Source organism: Bradyrhizobium yuanmingense, from assembly GCF_025200905.1.
Classification (GTDB): domain Bacteria; phylum Pseudomonadota; class Alphaproteobacteria; order Rhizobiales; family Xanthobacteraceae; genus Bradyrhizobium; species Bradyrhizobium yuanmingense.
The window spans coordinates 404,247-423,627 of record NZ_CP104173.1 but is presented as its reverse complement, the minus strand read 5'-3'; the positions used below and the strand labels follow the sequence as shown (position 1 = coordinate 423,627).

Annotated in this window: 20 protein-coding genes; 4 read left to right on the top strand and 16 right to left on the bottom strand. The window is 65.0% G+C overall.

Annotated elements, in window-relative coordinates; translation table 11 throughout:
* Positions 1 to 3 precede the first annotated feature (3 nt).
* From phnN to phnG, 8 genes are read right to left on the bottom strand one after another with little or no spacing between them, the layout of a single operon-like run.
* Positions 4 to 600, bottom strand: coding sequence for a phosphonate metabolism protein/1,5-bisphosphokinase (PRPP-forming) PhnN (gene phnN, locus N2605_RS01960; protein WP_225151937.1), 597 nt, complete (start codon positions 598 to 600; stop codon positions 4 to 6).
* The gene (locus tag N2605_RS01955) at positions 597 to 1,745 is read right to left on the bottom strand and encodes an alpha-D-ribose 1-methylphosphonate 5-triphosphate diphosphatase (protein WP_128264913.1); all 1,149 of its coding nucleotides are present in this window, start codon (positions 1,743 to 1,745) and stop codon (positions 597 to 599) included. Before N2605_RS01955 ends, phnN begins: the two co-directional genes overlap by 4 nt.
* A gap of 12 nt (positions 1,746 to 1,757) precedes the next feature.
* Complete coding sequence (gene phnL, locus N2605_RS01950) at positions 1,758 to 2,456, bottom strand: phosphonate C-P lyase system protein PhnL (RefSeq protein ID WP_193760573.1); 699 nt, start codon at positions 2,454 to 2,456, stop codon at positions 1,758 to 1,760.
* A gap of 22 nt (positions 2,457 to 2,478) precedes the next feature.
* Positions 2,479 to 3,276, bottom strand: coding sequence for a phosphonate C-P lyase system protein PhnK (phnK, locus tag N2605_RS01945; RefSeq protein WP_036014398.1), 798 nt, complete (start codon positions 3,274 to 3,276; stop codon positions 2,479 to 2,481).
* The gene (locus N2605_RS01940) at positions 3,269 to 4,165 is read right to left on the bottom strand and encodes an alpha-D-ribose 1-methylphosphonate 5-phosphate C-P-lyase PhnJ (RefSeq protein ID WP_260345675.1); all 897 of its coding nucleotides are present in this window, start codon (positions 4,163 to 4,165) and stop codon (positions 3,269 to 3,271) included. The genes phnK and N2605_RS01940 overlap by 8 nt, the downstream gene beginning before the upstream one ends.
* Entirely contained in the window at positions 4,162 to 5,265 is a 1,104-nt protein-coding gene (locus N2605_RS01935; protein WP_225151939.1) for a carbon-phosphorus lyase complex subunit, read from the bottom strand. Before N2605_RS01935 ends, N2605_RS01940 begins: the two co-directional genes overlap by 4 nt.
* A gap of 4 nt (positions 5,266 to 5,269) precedes the next feature.
* Positions 5,270 to 5,878, bottom strand: a complete 609-nt coding sequence (gene phnH, locus N2605_RS01930) for a phosphonate C-P lyase system protein PhnH (RefSeq protein WP_260345674.1) — start codon at positions 5,876 to 5,878, stop codon at positions 5,270 to 5,272.
* A 4-nt stretch (positions 5,879 to 5,882) separates the two neighbouring features.
* Entirely contained in the window at positions 5,883 to 6,347 is a 465-nt protein-coding gene (gene phnG / locus N2605_RS01925; RefSeq protein ID WP_225144936.1) for a phosphonate C-P lyase system protein PhnG, read from the bottom strand.
* Between the two features lie 119 nt (positions 6,348 to 6,466).
* On the opposite strand from phnG, the gene phnF reads away from it, so the two are divergent.
* Positions 6,467 to 7,198, top strand: a complete 732-nt coding sequence (gene phnF / locus N2605_RS01920) for a phosphonate metabolism transcriptional regulator PhnF (protein WP_225189536.1) — start codon at positions 6,467 to 6,469, stop codon at positions 7,196 to 7,198.
* A gap of 136 nt (positions 7,199 to 7,334) precedes the next feature.
* Here the strand turns inward: phnF and phnE (N2605_RS01915) are convergent, their stop codons facing one another.
* The 4 genes from phnE (N2605_RS01915) to phnC form a co-directional block, all read right to left on the bottom strand.
* Complete coding sequence (gene phnE / locus N2605_RS01915) at positions 7,335 to 8,189, bottom strand: phosphonate ABC transporter, permease protein PhnE (protein ID WP_109145403.1); 855 nt, start codon at positions 8,187 to 8,189, stop codon at positions 7,335 to 7,337.
* Positions 8,186 to 9,073: a phosphonate ABC transporter, permease protein PhnE gene (gene phnE, locus N2605_RS01910; protein ID WP_225127160.1), complete on the bottom strand. Its 888-nt coding sequence runs from the start codon at positions 9,071 to 9,073 to the stop codon at positions 8,186 to 8,188. Before phnE (N2605_RS01910) ends, phnE (N2605_RS01915) begins: the two co-directional genes overlap by 4 nt.
* Before the next feature lie 67 nt (positions 9,074 to 9,140).
* Entirely contained in the window at positions 9,141 to 10,049 is a 909-nt protein-coding gene (phnD, locus tag N2605_RS01905) for a phosphonate ABC transporter substrate-binding protein (RefSeq protein ID WP_109145405.1), read from the bottom strand.
* A gap of 74 nt (positions 10,050 to 10,123) precedes the next feature.
* Positions 10,124 to 10,939, bottom strand: a complete 816-nt coding sequence (phnC, locus tag N2605_RS01900) for a phosphonate ABC transporter ATP-binding protein (protein WP_225144940.1) — start codon at positions 10,937 to 10,939, stop codon at positions 10,124 to 10,126.
* Positions 10,940 to 11,113: 174 nt separating this feature from the next.
* Here phnC and N2605_RS01895 point away from each other — a divergent pair, with 174 nt between their 5' ends.
* The 3 genes from N2605_RS01895 to N2605_RS01885 are packed head-to-tail and all read left to right on the top strand — an operon-like array spanning position 11,114 to position 13,692.
* Positions 11,114 to 11,785, top strand: coding sequence for an LbetaH domain-containing protein (locus N2605_RS01895; RefSeq protein WP_036014415.1), 672 nt, complete (start codon positions 11,114 to 11,116; stop codon positions 11,783 to 11,785).
* Positions 11,782 to 12,975 carry an alpha-D-ribose 1-methylphosphonate 5-triphosphate diphosphatase gene (locus tag N2605_RS01890; protein ID WP_260345673.1) on the top strand — a complete coding sequence of 398 codons (1,194 nt, stop codon included), beginning with the start codon at positions 11,782 to 11,784 and terminating at the stop codon, positions 12,973 to 12,975. The genes N2605_RS01895 and N2605_RS01890 overlap by 4 nt, the downstream gene beginning before the upstream one ends.
* Before the next feature lie 18 nt (positions 12,976 to 12,993).
* Complete coding sequence (locus N2605_RS01885) at positions 12,994 to 13,692, top strand: DUF1045 domain-containing protein (protein WP_225189535.1); 699 nt, start codon at positions 12,994 to 12,996, stop codon at positions 13,690 to 13,692.
* 3 nt (positions 13,693 to 13,695) lie between these two features.
* Here N2605_RS01885 and N2605_RS01880 read toward each other — a convergent pair whose 3' ends face one another.
* The 4 genes from N2605_RS01880 to N2605_RS01865 form a co-directional block, all read right to left on the bottom strand.
* On the bottom strand, positions 13,696 to 14,289 hold the full coding sequence (locus N2605_RS01880) for a hypothetical protein (protein ID WP_260345672.1): 594 nt from the start codon (positions 14,287 to 14,289) through the stop codon (positions 13,696 to 13,698).
* Between the two features lie 83 nt (positions 14,290 to 14,372).
* On the bottom strand, positions 14,373 to 15,773 hold the full coding sequence (locus N2605_RS01875; RefSeq protein WP_260345671.1) for a selenium-binding family protein: 1,401 nt from the start codon (positions 15,771 to 15,773) through the stop codon (positions 14,373 to 14,375).
* Positions 15,774 to 16,129: 356 nt separating this feature from the next.
* On the bottom strand, positions 16,130 to 17,068 hold the full coding sequence (locus N2605_RS01870; RefSeq protein WP_260345670.1) for a dihydrodipicolinate synthase family protein: 939 nt from the start codon (positions 17,066 to 17,068) through the stop codon (positions 16,130 to 16,132).
* A gap of 127 nt (positions 17,069 to 17,195) precedes the next feature.
* Entirely contained in the window at positions 17,196 to 19,277 is a 2,082-nt protein-coding gene (locus tag N2605_RS01865; RefSeq protein ID WP_260345669.1) for a methyl-accepting chemotaxis protein, read from the bottom strand.
* Positions 19,278 to 19,381 lie beyond the last annotated feature (104 nt).

The following is a 19,381-nucleotide window of genomic DNA, read 5'->3' as shown; positions in this document are numbered from 1 at the left end:
CAACTAATCTTGCCAGCCTTGCTTCCTGATCACGCGCACGAGCTGGCGGCTGTGATAGTCGGCGCTGCCGGCATTGAGGATGGTGACATCGGCGTGTGCCGAGGCGTCATCGACGCTGCGCGACAGCCGCTCGGCGATGTCGCCATCGCTTTTCCGGGCGCGCGCGGCAAGCCGCTGCGCCAATACGTCCGGCGGCGCCGTGATCGCGACCACCACGACGTTGGCATAGGCCCGGCGCAAGGCAGCGATCACGGTGCGTGAGACGTTGGCAACGATGGTGCGGCCCGCGCGGACGTCGTCGTTGATCTCGAGCGGCAGTGCATAGGAATGCCCATGCGCCTCCCAGTGCACGGCAAAGTCGCCGTGCTCGCACGCGCGGCGGAATTCGTCGGGACTGACCGCGATATTGTCTTCATCGACCGAGGACGCACGCGTCACGATGCGGCGCGGGAAGACGATGTCGGGATCGTCGCTGCAAGCCGCCTGGGCCAGCCGCAGCAAGGTATCCTTGCCGGCGCCGCTGGGGCCGACCACGAGCACGAGCCGGCCGGGGCCGATCGCACCCGTCTCGCCTTCGCCCGTGGCCGCCATCTCGCTCATGCGACGCGGTGTCCTTCGCGCCAGACGCTGCGGACCACGGGAACGTGGCCTGCGACATGGACGCGGATCAGATCGGCGCGCTTGCCAGTCGCGACCTCGCCGCGGTCGGTGAGGCCGACCGCTTCGGCGGGCGCTTTCGTCACGGTGCGGACCGCGGCCGGAAGGCTGATCGCGGGCACATGCTCGGGCAATTGCAACGCGGCCATCAAAAGGCTCGACGGGATGTAGTCCGACGACAGGATGTCGAGCAGGCCCTCGCGGGCGAGATCGACCGCGGCGATGTTGCCGGAGTGCGAGCCGCCGCGCACCACGTTCGGCGCGCCCATCAGGATGTCGATGCCGGCCTGGTGCAGGCCGCGCGCGGCCTCAAGCGTGGTCGGGAATTCCGCGACGGAGACGCGGTCGCGCACGGCGTCCGCGACGTTCTCCTCGGTGGTGTCGTCGTGGCTCGCCAGCGGAATGTTGTACTCATGCGCCAGCGCCACGATCTCGCGCATGTTGGCCGCGGCATAGAGCCTTTGATATTCGAACCGCTTTGCGAACAGCTCGTCGAGCTCGGCATCGGTCTTGCCGCCGCCCTTGCCGCGATAATAGTCGCGCAGCTTGACCTCGTCGCGAAACTGGCGCTGGCCCGGCGTGTGGTCCATCAGCGACATCAGCTTGACGTCGGGACGGTCGATCAGCTCCTTGGCCTCCTCGACCACGCTTGGCATCGGGATCTCGCAGCGCAGATGCAGGAAGTGATCGGCGCGCAGCAGGTTGGCCTCGCGCGCGGTCGTGATCGCGGCGGCGAGCACGCCGGCGCGGCCATCGACCTCCTCGGCGCCGTCCTCGCGCCAGACCCGGAGCGAATCGAACACGGTGGTGATGCCCGAGGTCGCAAGCTGGCCGTCATAGGAGATGACGGCGGCGACAGGATTCCAGAACACCTTTGGCCGCGGCACGTAATGCGCCTCGAGATGGTCGGTGTGGAGTTCGATCAGGCCGGGCATGATCAGATCGCCGCCGGCATCCTCGGCACCCGCGGGCGCAGTCCCCTCGCCGATCTCCGCAATGCGGCCGTCGGCAAGCGCGAGCCAGCCCTGTTCGATCACCCGGTCAGCCAGCACGATCCTGGCGTTGGCGATCACGGATTCCTTCTTCATTTCCCCATTCCTTCAGGCCGCGGCGGCAAAGCCGGTGACGTCGACGATGCGGTCGGCAATCAAATGACGGATTTCGTCGTCATGGACAATGGCAACCATGGCGACGCCCTGACGTTTCTTTTCAGCGACCAGCTCGACCACCACGGCGCGATTGGCCGCATCGAGCGAGGCGGTCGGCTCGTCCAGCAGCAGGATCGGCAGCTCCGAGATGAAGCCACGGGCGATGTTCACGCGCTGCTGCTCGCCGCCGGAGAAGGTCGCGGGGGGAAGCTGCCAGAGCCGCTCGGGGATGTTGAGACGATGCAGCAGCTCGCCGGCGCGCGCCTGTGCCTCAGTCCGGCTCATGCCATTCGCGATCAGCGGCTCCGCGACGACGTCGATGGTGGCGACGCGCGGCACCGCGCGCAGGAACTGGCTGACATAGCCGATGGTGGAGCGGCGGATGTTGAGCACCTGGCGTGGCTCGGCGGTGGCAAGATCGACCACTTTGCCGCGATGGCGGATGCCGATGCAGCCGCTATCGCAGCGATAATTGCCGAAGATCATCTTCAGGATCGACGACTTGCCGGCGCCCGACGGCCCCGACAGCACGACGCACTCGCCTGGATTGACCTGGAAGGTCACGCCGCGCACGACAGGCAGCTCGATGCCGCCCTGCAGGTGCATCGTAAAGGTCTTGCCGGCGTCAGTGATGTCGATCATGGCGGTCATTGGAAAGCTCATATCGTAAAGTTCATGGCGGCAGGATCGAGGAGACGAGGAGCTGGGTATAGGGCTCGCGCGGGTCGTCGAGCACCTGGTCCGTGAGACCGGTCTCGATGACGCGGCCGCCTTTCATCACCATCACGCGGTGCGACAAGAGGCGCGCCACCGCGAGATCGTGGGTGACGATGATGACGGCGAGGTTCAGCTCGGCGACGAGGCTGCGCAAGAGATCGAGCAGGCGCGCCTGCACCGATACGTCAAGGCCGCCGGTCGGCTCGTCCATGAACACGAGCCGCGGCTCGGTAACGAGGTTGCGGGCGATCTGGAGGCGCTGGCGCATGCCGCCGGAATAGGTGCGCGGCGCATCGTCGATGCGCGCGACGTCGATCTCGACGCGCGTCAGCCAATCCGACGCGGTCTCACGGATGCGGCCGTAGTGATTCCACCCCACCGCCATCAGCCGCTCGCCGACATTGGCGCCGGCAGAGACCGCCATGCGCAGGCCCTGCGCGGGGTCTTGATGCACAAAGCCCCAATCGGTGCGGAACAGGAAGCGGCGCTCGGCCTCGCCGAGCGTCGTGAGATCGCGGGTGACGCCATCACGCATCCGATAGGACACATGGCCTGCACTCGGCGCGAGCTGGCCCGACAGCATTTGCAGCAGCGTCGACTTGCCCGAGCCGGATTCGCCGACGATCGCCAGCACCTCGCCGGGATAGAGCGAGAACGACACGTCGCGACAGGCATTGATGCGGCCGAACGACTTGCTGAGGGATTTTGCGACCAGCAGCGGCTCGTCGTTCTCGACCAGATTCTGATCAGCCATTCGCGGCCTCCTGCGCCTTATCCTTGTACGGCGCGGCACTGAGGCTGCCGTGATGGCCGGCGCCCTGGCGGCCCTCGCAATAATCGGTGTCCGAGCAGACGAACATGCGGCCGCCCTTGTCGTCGGTCACGATCTCGTCGAGATAGGAATTCTCCGCGCCACACAGCGCGCAGGGCGCGTTGAAGCGGTAGGGCTCGAACGGGTGATCCTCGAAATCGAGCGACACCACTTGCGTGTAGGGCGGGATCGCGTAGATGCGCTTCTCGCGGCCGGCGCCGAACAATTGCAGCGCCGGGGAATTGTCCATCTTGGGATTGTCGAATTTCGGTGTCGGCGACGGGTCCATCACATAGCGCGCGTTGACCTTCACCGGGTAGGCATAGGCCGTGGCGATGTGGCCGAAGCGTGCGATGTCCTCGTAGAGCTTCACATGCATCAGGCCGTATTCGGCGAGCGCGTGCATGCGCCGCGTCTCGGTCTCGCGCGGCTCGAGGAAGCGCAACGGCTCGGGGATCGGCACCTGATAGACCAGCACCTGGTTCTCGTTCAGCGCCGTCTCGGGGATGCGGTGACGGGTCTGGATCACGGTAGCCTCGTCCGTCGCCGTCGTGGTCGCAACGCCCGCGGTCTTGGCGAAGAATTTGCGGATCGAGATCGCGTTGGTGGTGTCGTCCGAGCCCTGGTCGATCACCTTCAGCACGTCCTGCGGCCCCAGGATCGCGGCCGTGACCTGCACGCCGCCGGTGCCCCAGCCATAGGGCATCGGCATTTCCCGGCTGGCGAACGGCACCTGATAGCCGGGGATGGCGATCGCCTTCAGGATCGCGCGGCGGATCATGCGCTTGGTCTGCTCGTCGAGATAGGCGAAATTGTAGGCGGGCGCGTTCATTCCGCGGCCTCCTTCATGGCATCGGGCGCATTGGCATCGGCGAACTCCTGACGCAGCTTTCGGAGCAGGCCGAGCTCGGACTGGAAGTCGACATAGTGCGGCAGCTTCAGGTGCTCGACGAAGCCGGTCGCCTGGACGTTGTCCGAATGCGACATCACGAACTCCTCGTCCTGCGCCGGTGCGAGCGCCTCCTCGCCGAGCTCACGGGCGCGCAATGCGCGGTCGACCAGCGCCATCGACATGGTCTTGCGTTCGCTCTGGCCGAAGGCGAGGCCATAGCCGCGGGTGAAGCACGGCGCCTCGGTCGCCGAGCCCTTGAACTGGTTGACCATCTGGCACTCGGTGAGCTCGATCGCACCGAGCGGCACGGCGAAGCCGACGTCTTCCGCGACGAATTCGACCTCGACCTCGCCGAAGCGGATCTCGCCGACGAAGGGATGGTTGCGGCCGTAGCCGCGCTGGGTGGAATAGCCCATCGCGAGCAGAAAGCCTTCGTCACCGCGCGCGAGGTTTTGCAGGCGCAAATCACGGTCCGCGGGGAAATTCAGCGGCTCGCGGGTGAGATCGCCGACGCTGGCGCCGTCCTCGGCTTCCGGCGATGATTCGATCAGCCCGTCGCGCCCGAGAATGTCTGTCACGCGCGGCGTCGGCGCGGTGGAGGCTTCGGCCGCAGCCGGCCTCTCCGGCACAAAACCTTGGGCGAGCGATGGATCGAGCAGGCGGTGCGTGTAGTCGAAGGTCGGCCCCAGGATCTGGCCGCCGGGAATGTCCTTGAAGGTCGCCGACACCCGCCGCTGCACCCGCATGGTGCCGGTGTCGACCGGCTCGCTGGCACCGAAGCGCGGCAGCGTGGCGCGGAAGGCGCGAACCAGGAAGATCGCCTCGATTAAATCGCCGCGCGCCTGCTTGATCGCAAGCGACGCGAGCTCGCGGTCATAGAGCGAGCCTTCGCTCATGACGCGATCGACGGCCAGGCCGAGCTGCTCCGAGATCTGGTCGAGCGTGATTTCCGCAACGCTCTGGTCGCCGCGCCGCTTATGCGCGAGCAGGCGATGGGCGTTCTCGATGGCGCGTTCGCCGCCTTTGACTGCGACATACATGCTTCTAGCTTCCCTTGCTCACTATTCGCGTGGTGCGGGGGATCGCGACCACAGCGTCATCGGCGACCAGCACCACATCGATGCCGCGCGGAAACAGCGCCTCGTTGATATGCAGGCGCTCGAACAGGTCGAAAGGCTTGATCGACGCCTGCAGCGTGGCGACACCGTCAATGCCGGGGCCGCGCAGTTCGAAGCTGCGCCCGGCGGCGAGGCTGTCGACCTGGATGACCACCGTGGTCGAACGGTCCGGATACTCGCTGGTGCCGAACGCGAAGCGCTCGAGCGCAGGCAAGGCGCCGCCGTCACTGATGAGCGCGAAGGAAGCGATCGACGAATCCTGCACGACCGGCGCGCCGGTGTGGAACTTCAGCCACTTCGTCACGTCCGAGCTTTCCGCCATCCGCGCATCGAGCCAGAGCGGCGTGTCGTGATCGAACAGCGTCAGCGCGATCGCTGCGGTGCCGCGCATCATCGGCCCTGGCGCGCCCGCCATCGGCACGATGCGCTGGACCGAGCCCGGCCGCGCCATGGCGTCCATGACCGAGCGAAAGGTCGATTGCGCCGACAGCACCTTGTCGGCGAAACCCGGCGGCAGTTCCGCAATCGTGGTCATGATCTCACCCCTCACCGCGCACCATGGTGTAGAAATCAACCTTCGTTGCGGCGGCCGCTGCCGCCGCCTGCTTGCGCCTGACCATAAGCTGCTCGCGCAACGGCGCGATAACGTCGCGCTCCACCGCGCCGCCGAAATCGCGGGACTGCACCAGCGCATCGCACAGCGCGATCAGCCGCGCCTTCTCACGGTCGCGGCCGAGCGTGTAGCCGAACCCGACCTCGCCGCTCGCAAGCCGCACCGCGGCGCGCGACACCGTGGCTTCGCCGAGATTGAACGGCGCGCCGTCGCCGCCGACCCGGCCGCGCAGCATGACGAGGCCGTTCTCCGGCGTGCGCAGATCGTGGTGATCCGGGAGAGACAAGTTGCGGAGGCGAGCGGCGATCTCGCCCGCCTCCGCGTGCGCCAGCACCGCCATTGCGGCCTTGCGCTGGGCTTGCTGGTCGTTGTGCTGGGTCACCTGGTCCACCGAGCTTTTTGACAGAACTTGCCGCGTCGAAGTTGTCTATGATAATAGACAACTTCATACGGACGCGCCATGACTGTTTCGTGACAATGCTGTGATTTCTGGAGTAGGTTTCCCGCGACATGAGCATGCAGGACACAGCCTCCTCGGGCGTCGCGCTATGGCGCCTCGTGGCCGATGGCATCGAGCGCGGCATCGCCGACGGCCGCTTTGCGGCCGGCGACAAATTGCCGGGCGAGATGGAGATCGCCGAAACCTATCGCGTCAACCGCCACACCGTGCGGCGCGCGTTGGCAGCCCTCGCCGAGCGCGGCCTGGTGCGCGCCGAGCGCGGCAGCGGAACCTATGTCGAGGCGCAAAAGCTCGCTTATCCCTTGCGCTCGCGCACGCGCTTCTCCGAGATCGTCGGCGCCGATGGCCGCGAACCGCATGGCCGGCTGATCGAGGCGACCGATGACGTTGCGACGCGCGAGCTCGCACGAGAGCTGGGATTGAAGACCGGCGCGCCGCTGGTGCGGATCGAGGCGATTCGCCTCGCCGACCGCACGCCGATCTGTGTTTCCACCACCTGGCTATCGGCGGAGCGGTTTCCGGAGGCGGGCGCCGTGTTCGCGGCAACGCGCTCGATGACGAAGCTGCTGGAGCATTTTGGCGTGCGCGACTATCGCCGCGGTGCGACGCGAATCACCGCGGGGATCGTCGACGCGAGCGACGCCGCACGGCTCGACCTGGCGCTGGGGCGGCCGATCCTGGTGGTCGACGCCACCGACCATGATCTCATGGGCAAGCCGCTGGTGACGAAGCACTCGCGCTTTGCGGCAGAGCGGGTGGAGTTTTTGGTGGAGAACGCTTAGATCAGAGCGTTTTCCAGCGAAGCCTGCCCTCGGACTTGATCCGGGGTGGAAACGATTTGCGTCGAGAAAACGCGTCAAAACAAAAATCAGAGCTCCGTTCCGATCCAATCGGAACGGATAAGACTGCAGCACGACGTTAGGCGACCGTCCGCTTGCCGATGATCGCGAAGCGCAGCTTGCCGGAAATCCAGTCGATCGACGATACAGTTACCAGGATCAGCAGGATCAGAAACGATACCTTCTGCCATTCCAGCACCCGGATCTGTTCGGCAAGCTGAAGGCCAATGCCGCCAGCGCCAACGATTCCGATGATCGTCGCCGATCGCGTATTCGACTCGAAATAGTAGAGCACCTGGCTCAGCAAGACCGGGAATACCTGCGGCAGCAATCCGAAGCGGACGCTGTGGAGATGGTTGCCGCCCGATGACCGAACGCCTTCCGCGGGGTTCTTGTCGGCGACCTCGATCGCTTCCGAGAACAGCTTGCCGAACGTTCCGAAATCGCTGCAGATCACGGCCAGGATGCCGGCAAACGGCCCCAGCCCCACGACGCCGACCCAGATCAGTGCCCAGATCAAAGTGTCGACCCCCCGGATGGTATCGAGGCCACGACGCGTCAATAGGCGGATGATCCGGTTTGCAACCACGTTGCGCGCCGCCAGCAGGGATACCGGCAGCGCGAGCAGCGCGCCGCCAAGGGTGCCGAGAAACGCGATCGACACCGTCTCTCCGAGCGCATGCAGATATTTCAGAACCTCCGCCCAAGAACCCGGGCTGGGCGGCAACATGAGCTGGACGAATTCGCCCAGCCTGACCATGCCCTGGGAGAGCCGATTAAAGGGAATATCGAGCTGGACGATCCCGAACAGGAACAGCCCGACCGTCCCGCCGACGAGTATTGCGATCCTTCCCCGCTGCCACCAATCGGTCCGGAAGACGTCGGGATACCGTTCGGCAATGCCGGTCCGGTTTTCAAAACTGAAGGAGCTCATCGGGTGCTTCCCTCCAGCCCGAGCAGGCGGTGTCGCAACCGTTCCGTCAGGAAGTCGATCAACATGACGGTAAGGACGATGAGCAGCAGGATGGCGCTGACGTCGGTGAAGTAGAACTTGCGAACCGCCTCGATCAGATCCTGGCCGATCCCGCCGGCGCCGACGAAGCCCATCACGGCCGCGCCACGCACGTTGATCTCGAACCTGAGCAAGGCATAGCTCACGAAGTTCGAGAGGACCTGAGGCAACGCGCCGAACCGAACAACCTGAACCCAGCTGCCCCCGCTTGCCGCCACCCCTTCGACCGGCTTGCTGTCGATGTTCTCGACAACCTCGGCGAATTGCTTGCCCAACGCTCCGGCGGTATGGATTGCAATCGCCAGAACGCCCGGCAGCGGCCCGAGACCAAAGGCCAGCACGAAGATCAGGGCAAACACGATCTCCGGCACGGTCCTGAAAAACTCCAGAACGCGCCGGGTGACGAAAACAGTCGTTCCTGATTTCACGAGATTGGCCGAGGCGAGGAAGCAAAGCGCAAAACCGCACAGCGCACCCGAGAGGGTGCCCATATAGGCTATCAGCAACGTATCCCCGAGAAGCCGTGCCCAGCGCGGCAATCCCCACAGCCACTCCGCCAAATCGCTCCATGCGGTCGCGAACGAAAATTTGGGTGCGATGCTGAGGAAATAGGCCGGGAAGCGCCAGAAATTCTCGACAAAATTTCCGAGACTGACCTCGCCCATCCAGCCCGCGGCAATGGCAACGGCGATCAGGACGGCGGCACCGAGCCATACGCGGCGGCGCTTGGCGGCAATTGCGGCCGCATAGCGATCGCCAAGCTCACGCAGCCTGGCTTCCGGAAATTCGGGAACTGCTGTTCGCATGGGATGTTCGCGAGAGCCGACGGGCAGATCTTGCGATCTGCCCGACTTGTCCAACCCTTCGTTTCCCTCAGGATTTCTGCTTGCGAATGCTGTCGACAAACTTGGTCAGTTCGATCACGGCGTCATACGCCTTGTGGTCGACCTCGACGTAGGGCAATTGCTTCCCCTCGTAAATCTTGTCGAAAGCCGCCTTGTCCTTCACCGCAATTTCCAGCACTGCTTTCTTAATCGCCGCCTTGAGGTCGTCAGGCAGGCTGCTGAGATAGGCCATCGGCGAGTTCACGATCTGCTCGGACTTCATGATGATCTTGAAATCCGCGGCCTTCGCCATGCCCTTCCGTTCCATCCGGAGCAGGTTCGATTCCTTCTCGTCGTTCCACCAGTTGAACGCCGCGTCGCAGGTGCCCTGGGAAAGCCCGATCACCGCGTTTTCATGGCTCCCCGAGTAGACCACCTTGGCGAAGAACTTCTCCGGGTCTATGCCCATCTTGTTCATCGCGAAACGCGGCACGTTGTTGCCGGAAGTCGAGTTGGGATCGACGAGGCAGAGGTTCTTGCCTTGCAGGTCCTTGATGTCCTTGTAGCTCGAATCGCTTTTGACATAGAGAACCGAGTAATAGCCTTTGGTGCCGTCGCCGTTCACCTCGATCGCGAACGGTTCGACCTTCGCGCCAATGATGTAGGCACGCGCGTAGGACGCCGGGCCGTACATCGCGATGTGAATGTTTCCTGCACGCTGACCTTCGATCACCGCGGCGTAGTCATTGGCGATGCGCAGCGTGACCTTCGTTCCAAGCTCGCGGGACAGGTACTCCGTCAAAGGCGTCCAGCGGTTGGTGGTGCCGGAGGCATTCTCGTCGGGGACTTTTGCGAAGATCAACTCAGGATATTTCGCCTTCCAGTCCTGCGCCGCAGCGGCTGAAACTGAAAATGCCAGGGCCGCCGCAGCGGCAACGATCGTACGACGGTCTATCATGACGTCTCCCATTTCAAGGTTATGAAACTGTCGAGTTCCGGCTCTGCGCTAGGCTCGATTTAAAGAAGCAGCGATCAGGCCACGGCAACCGTGCGGAGGGCAGGAACTGCTGTGCCGACCGATGCATCCGCGGGCGCAACATCCATGACTTCATTCGCCTCGAGATCGTACAGCTCGCGCGCGATATGATCGGTCAAGGCCGCCGGCGCGCCGTCGAACACCACGCGTCCGGCCGCCATGCCGATCAGGCGGTCGCAATAGCTGCGGGCGAGATCGAGCGAATGCAGGTTGCAGAGCACGGTGATACCGAAATGCTTGTTGATGCGCAGAAGCGCATCCATCACGATCTTGGTGTTGCGGGGATCGAGCGAGGCGATCGGCTCGTCGGCAAGGATAATGTCGGGCTGCTGAACCAGCGCCCGCGCGATCGCCACGCGCTGCTGCTGACCGCCCGAGAGTTGGTCGGCGCGCTGGGCCGCGATGGCAGCCATGTCGAACTGCTCGAGCGCCGACATCGCGATGGCCTTGTCTTCTTCGGGCCAAAGCTGCAGCAGCGACCGCCATGTCGGCACCGTCGACAGCCGCCCCATCAGCACATTGGTGAGGACGTCGAGCCGGCCGACGAGGTTGAACTGCTGAAAAATCATCGCCGACCGCGCACGCCACTGCCGCAGCTCCTTGCCGCGCAGCGCGGTGACGTCGACGCCTTCGAACAGGATGCGGCCTTCGGAGGGCTCGATGAGGCGGTTGATGGACCGCAGCAATGTCGACTTGCCGGCGCCGGATCGCCCGATCACCCCGACGAAGCCGCCAGGGGAAACTTGAAACGAAGCATCGTCCACAGCGGCCTTCGCGCCGAAGCGACACGTCAGACCTTCAACCACCAGCATCGAGGGGCTCCAGAGTAGCTGGAGCCAACCGCTAACGCCCGTGGTTAACACTTGTGTGACAAGGCTGCTGCAGTGCGGCCATCCTACGCACGTCATCCCCTGTCATCTCATTGTCACGACACCGTCATCCGGCCGCTCGAAGAAAGACTCCCGCCCTCGCACTTCGGATGCAACATGGCCGCCAAAGCTCTTTCGGTTCAGCCGACCGTCGATCCCTCGGCCAAGCTGCATGAGACCAGGCTCGGCGCCTACACCGAAGTCGGCGCGCGCACGATCCTGCATGAAGTGGCGATGGGCGATTATTCCTATGTCGTGAACGATGCGCAGATCACCTACGCCACCATCGGAAAGTTCTGCTCGATCGCGGCGATGACTCGCATCAATCCCGGCAACCATCCGATGCATCGCGCCACTCAGGCGCATTTCACTTACCGATCCAGCGCCTATTTCGAAGGTGAGAGCGACGATCTCGAGTTCTTCGACTGGCGCCGCCGGCATCACGTTCATATCGGCCATGACGTCTGGATCGGCCATGGCGCGATCGTGCTGCCGGGCCGCAACATCGGCACCGGCGCGGTGATCGCCGCCGGCGCGATCGTCACCAAGGACGTGCCGGCCTACAGCATCGTCGCCGGCAATCCGGCCCGCATCGTGCGGCGGCGATTCTCGGAGGAGATCGCCGGACGGCTCGCAAGGCTTGCTTGGTGGGACTGGGATCACGACAAGTTGCGCGAGGCGCTGCCCAATTTCCGCAAGCTCGGGATTGAAGATTTCCTCTCGGCATACGAAGCAAAAGCGAGCTCACTCGCCAATTCTCCTGCCAGCAAACGAAGCGCGGTCGCGTGACAGACATATTCATCGAAGGCGGCCGGGCCCTGATCGGCGCCGAGCTCGTCGAAACCTCCCTTCTCGTCTCCGGAACAGACATTGCAGAGGTCGATGCTTCTCGCGGCCGGGCGCGGCTGGCACTGGATGCCCGTGACCTGCTGGTGCTGCCCGGCATCGTCGATCTGCATGGCGATGCCTTCGAGCGGCAGATGATGCCGCGCGCCGGCGTCGACTTTCCGATCGACGTCGCGCTCGCCGACAGCGACCGCCAGGCGATCAGCAACGGCATCACCACCGTGTTTCACGCCACGACCTGCTCGTGGGAGCCGGGCCTGCGAAGCGCCGACAATGCGCGCGGCCTGATGGAGGCGATCGAGCGGCAGCGTCCGCAGTTCGCTGCCGACACCCGCTTCCACCTGCGGCACGAGACCTTCAATCTCGATGCCGAAGCGGAGATCGCACAGTGGCTCAGCGAGGGCCGCGTCGACCTGTTCGCCTTCAACGATCATATGGACGGCGTCGTTGCCGACATCTCCAACCCACGCAAGCGCAACCGCATGGTGGAGCGCACCGGTCTGTCGAGTGAAGAATTCGACCGGCTGGTCGAGCGCGTGGTCTCGCGCGCCGACGAGGTGCCCGCCTCGGTGTCACGCCTGGCCGCTGCGGCCCGCGGGGCCGAGGTGCGGATGCTCTCGCACGACGATTCGAGCCCGGCGATGCGCCGGGACTTTCGCGAGCTCGGCGCCTTGATCGCGGAGTTTCCGATCAACGAGGAGACGGCGCGCGCAGCGGCCAGCCACGGCGATGCCATCGTCTACGGCGCGCCGAACGTCGTGCGCGGCGGCAGCCACACCGGCTGGACCAGGGCCTCCGACATGATCGCAAAGGGGCTCTGCTCGGTGCTGGCGTCGGACTATTATTATCCCGCGCAGCTGCTCGCCGCGTTCCGCCTGGCCGCCGATGGCGTGATGCCTCTGGCTCAGGCCTGGGATTTGGTCTCCGCCGGCCCGGCGCGGGCAACCGGCCTCACCGATCGCGGCCTGCTCGCGGAGGGACGCCGCGCCGACATTCTCCTCGTCGACGACAGCGTGGAGCTGCGGCCGCGGCTGATCGCGGTGATCTCAGGCGGCAGGCTCGTGCATCTCACCGACGCGACGCGGCTGCTCACCGCAATGGCGGCGCCGCGCGAGACTGTCGTCGCGGCGTAAATTGGTTATGCTGAGGCAATGACAGGTTTCCCCCGCTACGCGATCTATTATGCCGCAGGCCGCGACAGCGCCCTCTCCCGCTTCGGCGCCGAGCTGCTCGGCTATGACGCCTACAGCGGCGGCGAGATTTCGTTTCCAGAGCAGGCGCTGCACGCCGCGCCCGACTGGCGCGAGGTCAGCGCCGATCCCCGCAAGTACGGCTTTCACGCCACGCTGAAGGCGCCGATGGCGCTGGCGCCCGGCAAGACCGAAGCCGAGCTGATGGCCGCCTGCGCGGCCTTCGCGGGCAAGACACGGCCAATCCCGGCAATCCGACCGATGGTCGATGCCATCAGCGGCTTCATTGCCGTTATTCCGGCCGAGCCGATGGAAGCGCTCCAGCAACTTGCCGCTGATTGCGTTCGCGAGTTCGACCCGTTTCGCGCCGCGCTGACGGCGGAAGATCGCGCTCGGCGCAAGCCGGAGAAGCTCAGCGAGCGGCAGCGCGATTATCTCGACCGCTGGGGCTATCCTTACGTGATGGAAGAATTCCGCTTCCACATGACGCTGACGGGGCGGCTGGATGCGGAGCGGCGCGGGCCGATCCTTCAGATGCTGCGAACACGGTTTGCGGCGCTGGGGATCGAGACGCTCGCGATCGATCGCATTGCGCTGTTCAGGCAGGATGATGCCAAGGCGCGGTTTCGCATCATCGGCGAGTGGGCTTTGGTGCGGTAGACCTCAGCGCGAGGCCGCAAGATTGAAAGCGAGCGCCACTGCGCCAACCAGAACGAGGCTGGTCGCCCAGACTGCATCCAGGTTGAACCAGCTTCGCGAGACGAACCTCAGTCCCAGATGGCGGTAGACCAGCCACGCCAGACATCCGCCGGCGCCGACCATGGCGGCAACGTGCACCAGCGACACCAGCACCGCCATCCCGAGATTTGCCGTCATCAGCGCGCCCGCCGCCTGATGGCCGGCATCGAGCTCGAAGGCCTGACAGAGCCCGAGATAGATCGGCACGAGCATCAGGGCAGCGCCGTGAGCGATGGCGACGGCAAATGACCAGAGCACCAATTGCGTCGGCGGAATTCGTGCCAGCGCCCGCGGATGACGCCGGTCGATCAGCCGGTAGACGCCAAAGCCGATGACGAAAAGACTCGCGACGATCTGGATTGGACGCTGCCATTCGGCCAGTACGAGCAGGAAGGCGAACGGCAGCAGCACGAGAAGTGTTGCCAGGAGGTGCCCGGCCGCCAGAGCCCACAATGCACGGAAGAGCGCGAGGGGGCTCTTGTCCATGAGCCCGGCCGAAACGGCGAGCGGCCATCCCATTCCCGGATTGACCCCGTGGTAGAGACCGCTCGCAACAAGCGCGAGCCACAGCCAGCCAAGGGCCGGGCTCGCCTGCGTGCCATCTAGACCGACGGGTAGCAAAATGAGTCCGTCGAACAGTCGCCGCCCTCGAGCCTGATCTGGTGCGCACGATATCCGTCGGGGAAGCTCACGAAATAGTCCTTGTCGAGCTCGAGGCCGCCGTTGCGACCGACATTGGCCATGACTTCCACGCCCGGAACCCCGTCGGGATAGAACTGGTCGTCCCAGGTGGAATAAAGCGAATTGGTCCAGTACACGCGCCGGCCGTCGCGGCTGATCTCGACCATCTGCGGACCCGCCGCAAAGGGCTTGCCGTTCGGATGGGGCGTGCGGCGCGCGATGCCGCCGATGTGGACTGAGCCCGCAAGCTTCGGCTTTCTGGGATCGCTGACGTCGTACTGGCGCATCTCACCCGTGCCCCAGCACGAGACATAGAGAAACCGGTCGTCCATCGACAGGTCGATGTCCGTCACCAGCGGCGGCACGGCGCCAAATCCCTGCAGCAGCGGGGGCAGCTTCTCCTTGGGCGCGGGTTCGGGAGGGATCGTCGCCGTCTTCTCGGCATGGAATCTTCCGTCCTCGCGCCACCAGGTCCAGATCGACGCTTCGAGGTTGGTGGTGTCGACCACGACACCGACGAAGCCGTACTCGCGAACCGGATCGTGCGCGGGGCGCACCTCCAGCGCCATCTGATGATTGGCGCCGAGGTCGATGGTCTGGACGTTGCGACGGGCGCGAAGGTCCCAGAAGTGGAGACGATGGCCATATTTGTTCGCAAGCAGATCTTCCGGGACGATCCCGTTCTCGAACTGCGGCGGTAACGCCCATTCGCTCGTCACCATGTAATCGCGCGGCAGATTCCACCAGAAATCATAATGCAGCGTCTGCGGGCCACGGTCGATCTCCCATCGTCCAAGAACTTCGAACGTCTCGCAATCCATGATGAAGACGCCCGGAGATCCGTTGGTGCCGTCCTTGCCACCGCCACCCAGCGTGCTCACGTAAATGCCGTCTGGCCCGCAATGGATCGTGTGCGGCCGCGAGTAGCCGGTTTTCTTGAAGACCTCCTCTGGCTCGATGATCTTGTGAATCTTGGCCTTCGTCGGATCGGGCTTGGTATCGATCACGTAGATCCGCGACGAGCGCAGCCCGGGGATAATGAGATAGCGCCGCTCGATGAAGGCGTGTCCGGCGAGCGGCGACAGGGCGGAGGAGCAAGCATTCCAGCCGAAATGGTGAAACTCATCACCCTTGTTGGGCATCGTTACGGTGTGGACGATCTGGCTATAGGTCGGCGATCCCGGCTTGACGTCGATGACCGCGAGAGCATCCGGCTTTGAGAAATCCGGACTGAGCAGCAAGGTGTAAGCAAAGTTCTCCGCAGGCGCTTCCATCGCAAGCTTGGGCGAGGCGTGAAAGGTGGGATCCGGCCTCATCGTCATGGCACTGCCTCCCTGTTCTGTCGGTTTGCACCAACCTGGCTCGGGATAGTGGCAAAAGAAGAGCTGTTGCGAGATGTCCTGGGAATCTCCGCAAGGCGCCGGTTGGCGCGCGTACATTATGCCATCGCGGGGCTATGGGGAACGGCCCGGCACGCGCTAATTCGACGCCTTCAGGCGAAATGGGCATCCCTCGTTCATTTCGAGCGAGGGCGCACAAGTCGCTCCTCGCAGCCTTCGTAGGGTGGGCAAAGGCGCAAACCGCCGTGCCCACCGCTCTTCCCGCGGGCGCGCAAGTTGGTGGGCACGCTTCGCTTTGCCCACCCTACGACAGCTTCACGCAATGACGGGGGAGAGAATTACTTCCCCCACCTGAGCGCCAACGCGTCGCGCTCCTTGGCGAGCTCCAATAGCCCGGCGCGCGTCGCCGGATGCAGCGGCTGCAGCGGATGGCGCACCGCCTCCGACTTGATCACGCCGCCGGCCTGCATCATGACCTTGCAGGCGATCAGGCCGCATTGGCGGTTCTCGTAGTTGATCAGCGGCAGCCAGCGCTCATAGGCGGCCTTCGCCTTTTCGCGATCGCCCGCGAAATAGGGATCGATGATCTGGCGGATGCCGTCGGGATAGCCGCCGCCGGTCATGGCGCCGGTGGCGCCGGCGTCGAGATCGGCGAGCAGCGTGATCGCCTCCTCGCCGTCCCAGGGGCCCTCGATGTCCTTGCCGCCCGCCTCGATCAGGCTGCGGAGCTTCGAGGCCGCGCCCGGCACCTCGATCTTGAAATAGCGGATGTTGGAAAACTCGCGCGACAGCCGCGCGAGCAACTCGACCGACAGCGGCGTGCCGGCAACCGGCGCGTCCTGGATCATGATCGGGATGTTGATCGCGCCGGAGAGCACCTTGAAGAATTCGACGATGCCTTTCTCGGGGACGCGGAAGGTCGCGCCGTGATAGGGCGGCATCACCATCACCATGGCGGCGCCGGCCGCCTCCGCCTGCTTGCTGCGCGCGGCGCATACGGCCGAGCTGAAATGGGTGGTGGTGACGATCACGGGAACCCGGCCGGCCACATGGTCCAGCACCGCATGCATCACCGTGTCGCGCTCGGCATCGGTGAGCACGAACTGCTCGGAGAAATTGGCGAGGATGCAAATGCCGTGCGAGCCGGCATCGATCATGAAATCGATGCAGCGGCGCTGACCATCGAGGTCGAGCTCGCCGCGCTCGTCGAAGATGGTGGGCGCGACCGGGAACACGCCGCGATAGGGGCGTTGGGCCTTGTGTGGGGTGACCGGCATCGAACTCTCCATCCCTGATGTGTCTTGCGTCTGCCGCCGCGCCCGTGGGAGCGAGGCGGCACAGATGTACCCGCAGTGCCGAGCTGCGGCAATGCCCGCGCGACGTCCGATGGAAAGAGTACGAAAATCAGGCGCTCTTCACGGCGCCCAGGAAACCCTCGACCGCGACGCGAAGACGATCGGCATCCGCCGACATCTTCTTGACGGACTCCGACAGCACCGTGCCGGCATTGCCGGTCTCCTGGTTGAGCCTGGCGACGCTGCCGATGGTATCGGTGACCTCGCGGGTGCCCTGGGCCGCCTGTTGGAAGTTGCGCGAGATCTCCGTCGTGGCCGCGCGCTGCTGTTCGACCGCGGCGGCAATCGCCGTCATCTTCTCGTCGATGCCGCCGATGGCGCCGCCGATCAACCGGATCGCGGCGACCGCCTGGCCGGTCGCGCCTTGGATCTCCTCGACCTGGCGCGAGATCTCTTCCGTCGCCGTCGCGGTCTGCGCCGCAAGGCTCTTGACCTCGCCTGCAACCACCGCGAAGCCGCGGCCGGCCTCGCCGGCGCGCGCGGCCTCGATGGTGGCGTTCAACGCCAGCAGATTGGTCTGGGCCGCGATCGCGTTGATCATCTTCACGACCTCGCCGATGCGGCTTGCCGTCTGATCGAGGATCTCGACCGTCGCATTGGTCTGCTCGGCCTGGGCTACGGCCTCGCGGGCCTCGCGCGCGCTCGACTGCACCTGCGCGGAGATCTCGCCCACGGATGCGGAGAGCTCCTCGGTCGCGGCGGCGATGGTCTCGAGATTGTTGGTGGCCTGCTCGGCCGAGGAGGAGACCGCGGCGGTCTGGCTGCTCGATTCCGTGACCAGCGAGCGCACGCCGCTTGCGGTAGCGTCGAGCTCCCGCGTCGAGGACGCAACGCTCTGGATCACCGCCTGCACCGTGTCGTCGAAGGTGCGGCAGGCGGCATCGACGGTGCCGGAGCGGGCGAGCTGCAGCGCCTGCTGCGATTCGCGTTCCTTACCCAGCCGCTCCGCGGTCGCCGCGCTCTCGCGCAGGCTTTCGAGCGCAGCCGCCATGGTGCCGAACTCGTCGGGATGCCGCGATTGCGGCACCGGCGTCGCATAGTCGCGGGCGCTGATGCGGGCGATGGCGTCGAGGATGGCGCGCACCGGGCGCATCAGCCGGTTGCGCACCACAAACACGCCCGCGACAGTCACGGCCAGTGCAAGCAGGAAGCCGAAGGATTGCACGATGAGATTGGTGAGGGCTTTCGCCTGAACTGCCTCCGCGTGCGCGATCGACAGGTCGAGCGCCTTGCTCGCGACCGCGACGATGGAGGCGAACGGAGCCTGGCACAACGCGTTCCATTCCGAAGCGGGCATCGCGGGACGGCCGCTGCCATCCAAGCCCTTGGTGAGCTCGCCGATCTGCTTGAGAGCGCCGTCGGTCTTGGCCTTCGCCTCCTTGGCCGTGTTGACGAGGTCGGCCGGCACGTCAGGCGCAGCCAGCAGCTCCTCCATGCCGGTCCAGCCGGCGGTGACGACGCCATTCCATCCGGCCACGGTCTGCTTCTGGGCATCGTCGAGCGGCTTGCTGGCGTTGACGTTCGGCCGCAGGGTCGAGCACTGGATGCCGTAGCGGTCGCGCACCTGCCAGGCGAGGCGGCGGGCCTGGATCATGCGGGCGATGTAAGGATCGTTCATCCAGGCGCGGTTCGACACCGCGGTGGACGCGAGATTGGCGGTCTCGATCACCTTGGTGACCGCATCGTACCAGGGCGCGGTCCGCTCCAGCTTGCGCTCGGCGCGCGGCAGCTTGGCCTCGTCGTAGAACAACTGGAATTTTGGCGCGGCCTCGCTCCAGCGCTGCTTCAGCGTGCTGGCGAGCTCGTCGCGGCGGGCGAATTCGACGGTAGAGAGCGCCGCGCTGATGGCATCGAAGCCGGCCTGTTCCGCCTTCTCGGCAACGCCGAGCTTGGCGCGCGGATCGTCCTCACCGAGCAGGGCGCTCTGGGCATCGCCACGATTGCTGCGCAGGGCAACCACGCCATGGAAGATCGACTTGTCGGCATTCGCGAGCCGCTCGGTCTCCAGACTGTCGCTGTAGCGGCCGAAAGCCCCGACCATCTGGATGGCCGTGCTGGTCAGCGCGCCGGCCGCCAGCAGCGTCATCAGGACCAGGAGAAGCGTGCTTACCGATTTCTTAAAAATGGACATGGGTCAAGGGGCCTAACTCTCCGGAGAGGCCACCTTGCACCGCCACGTGCCAATGTTGCGTTAAGGTTTGAGTTGAATCGAAACGATCCAACCTGCACGCATTC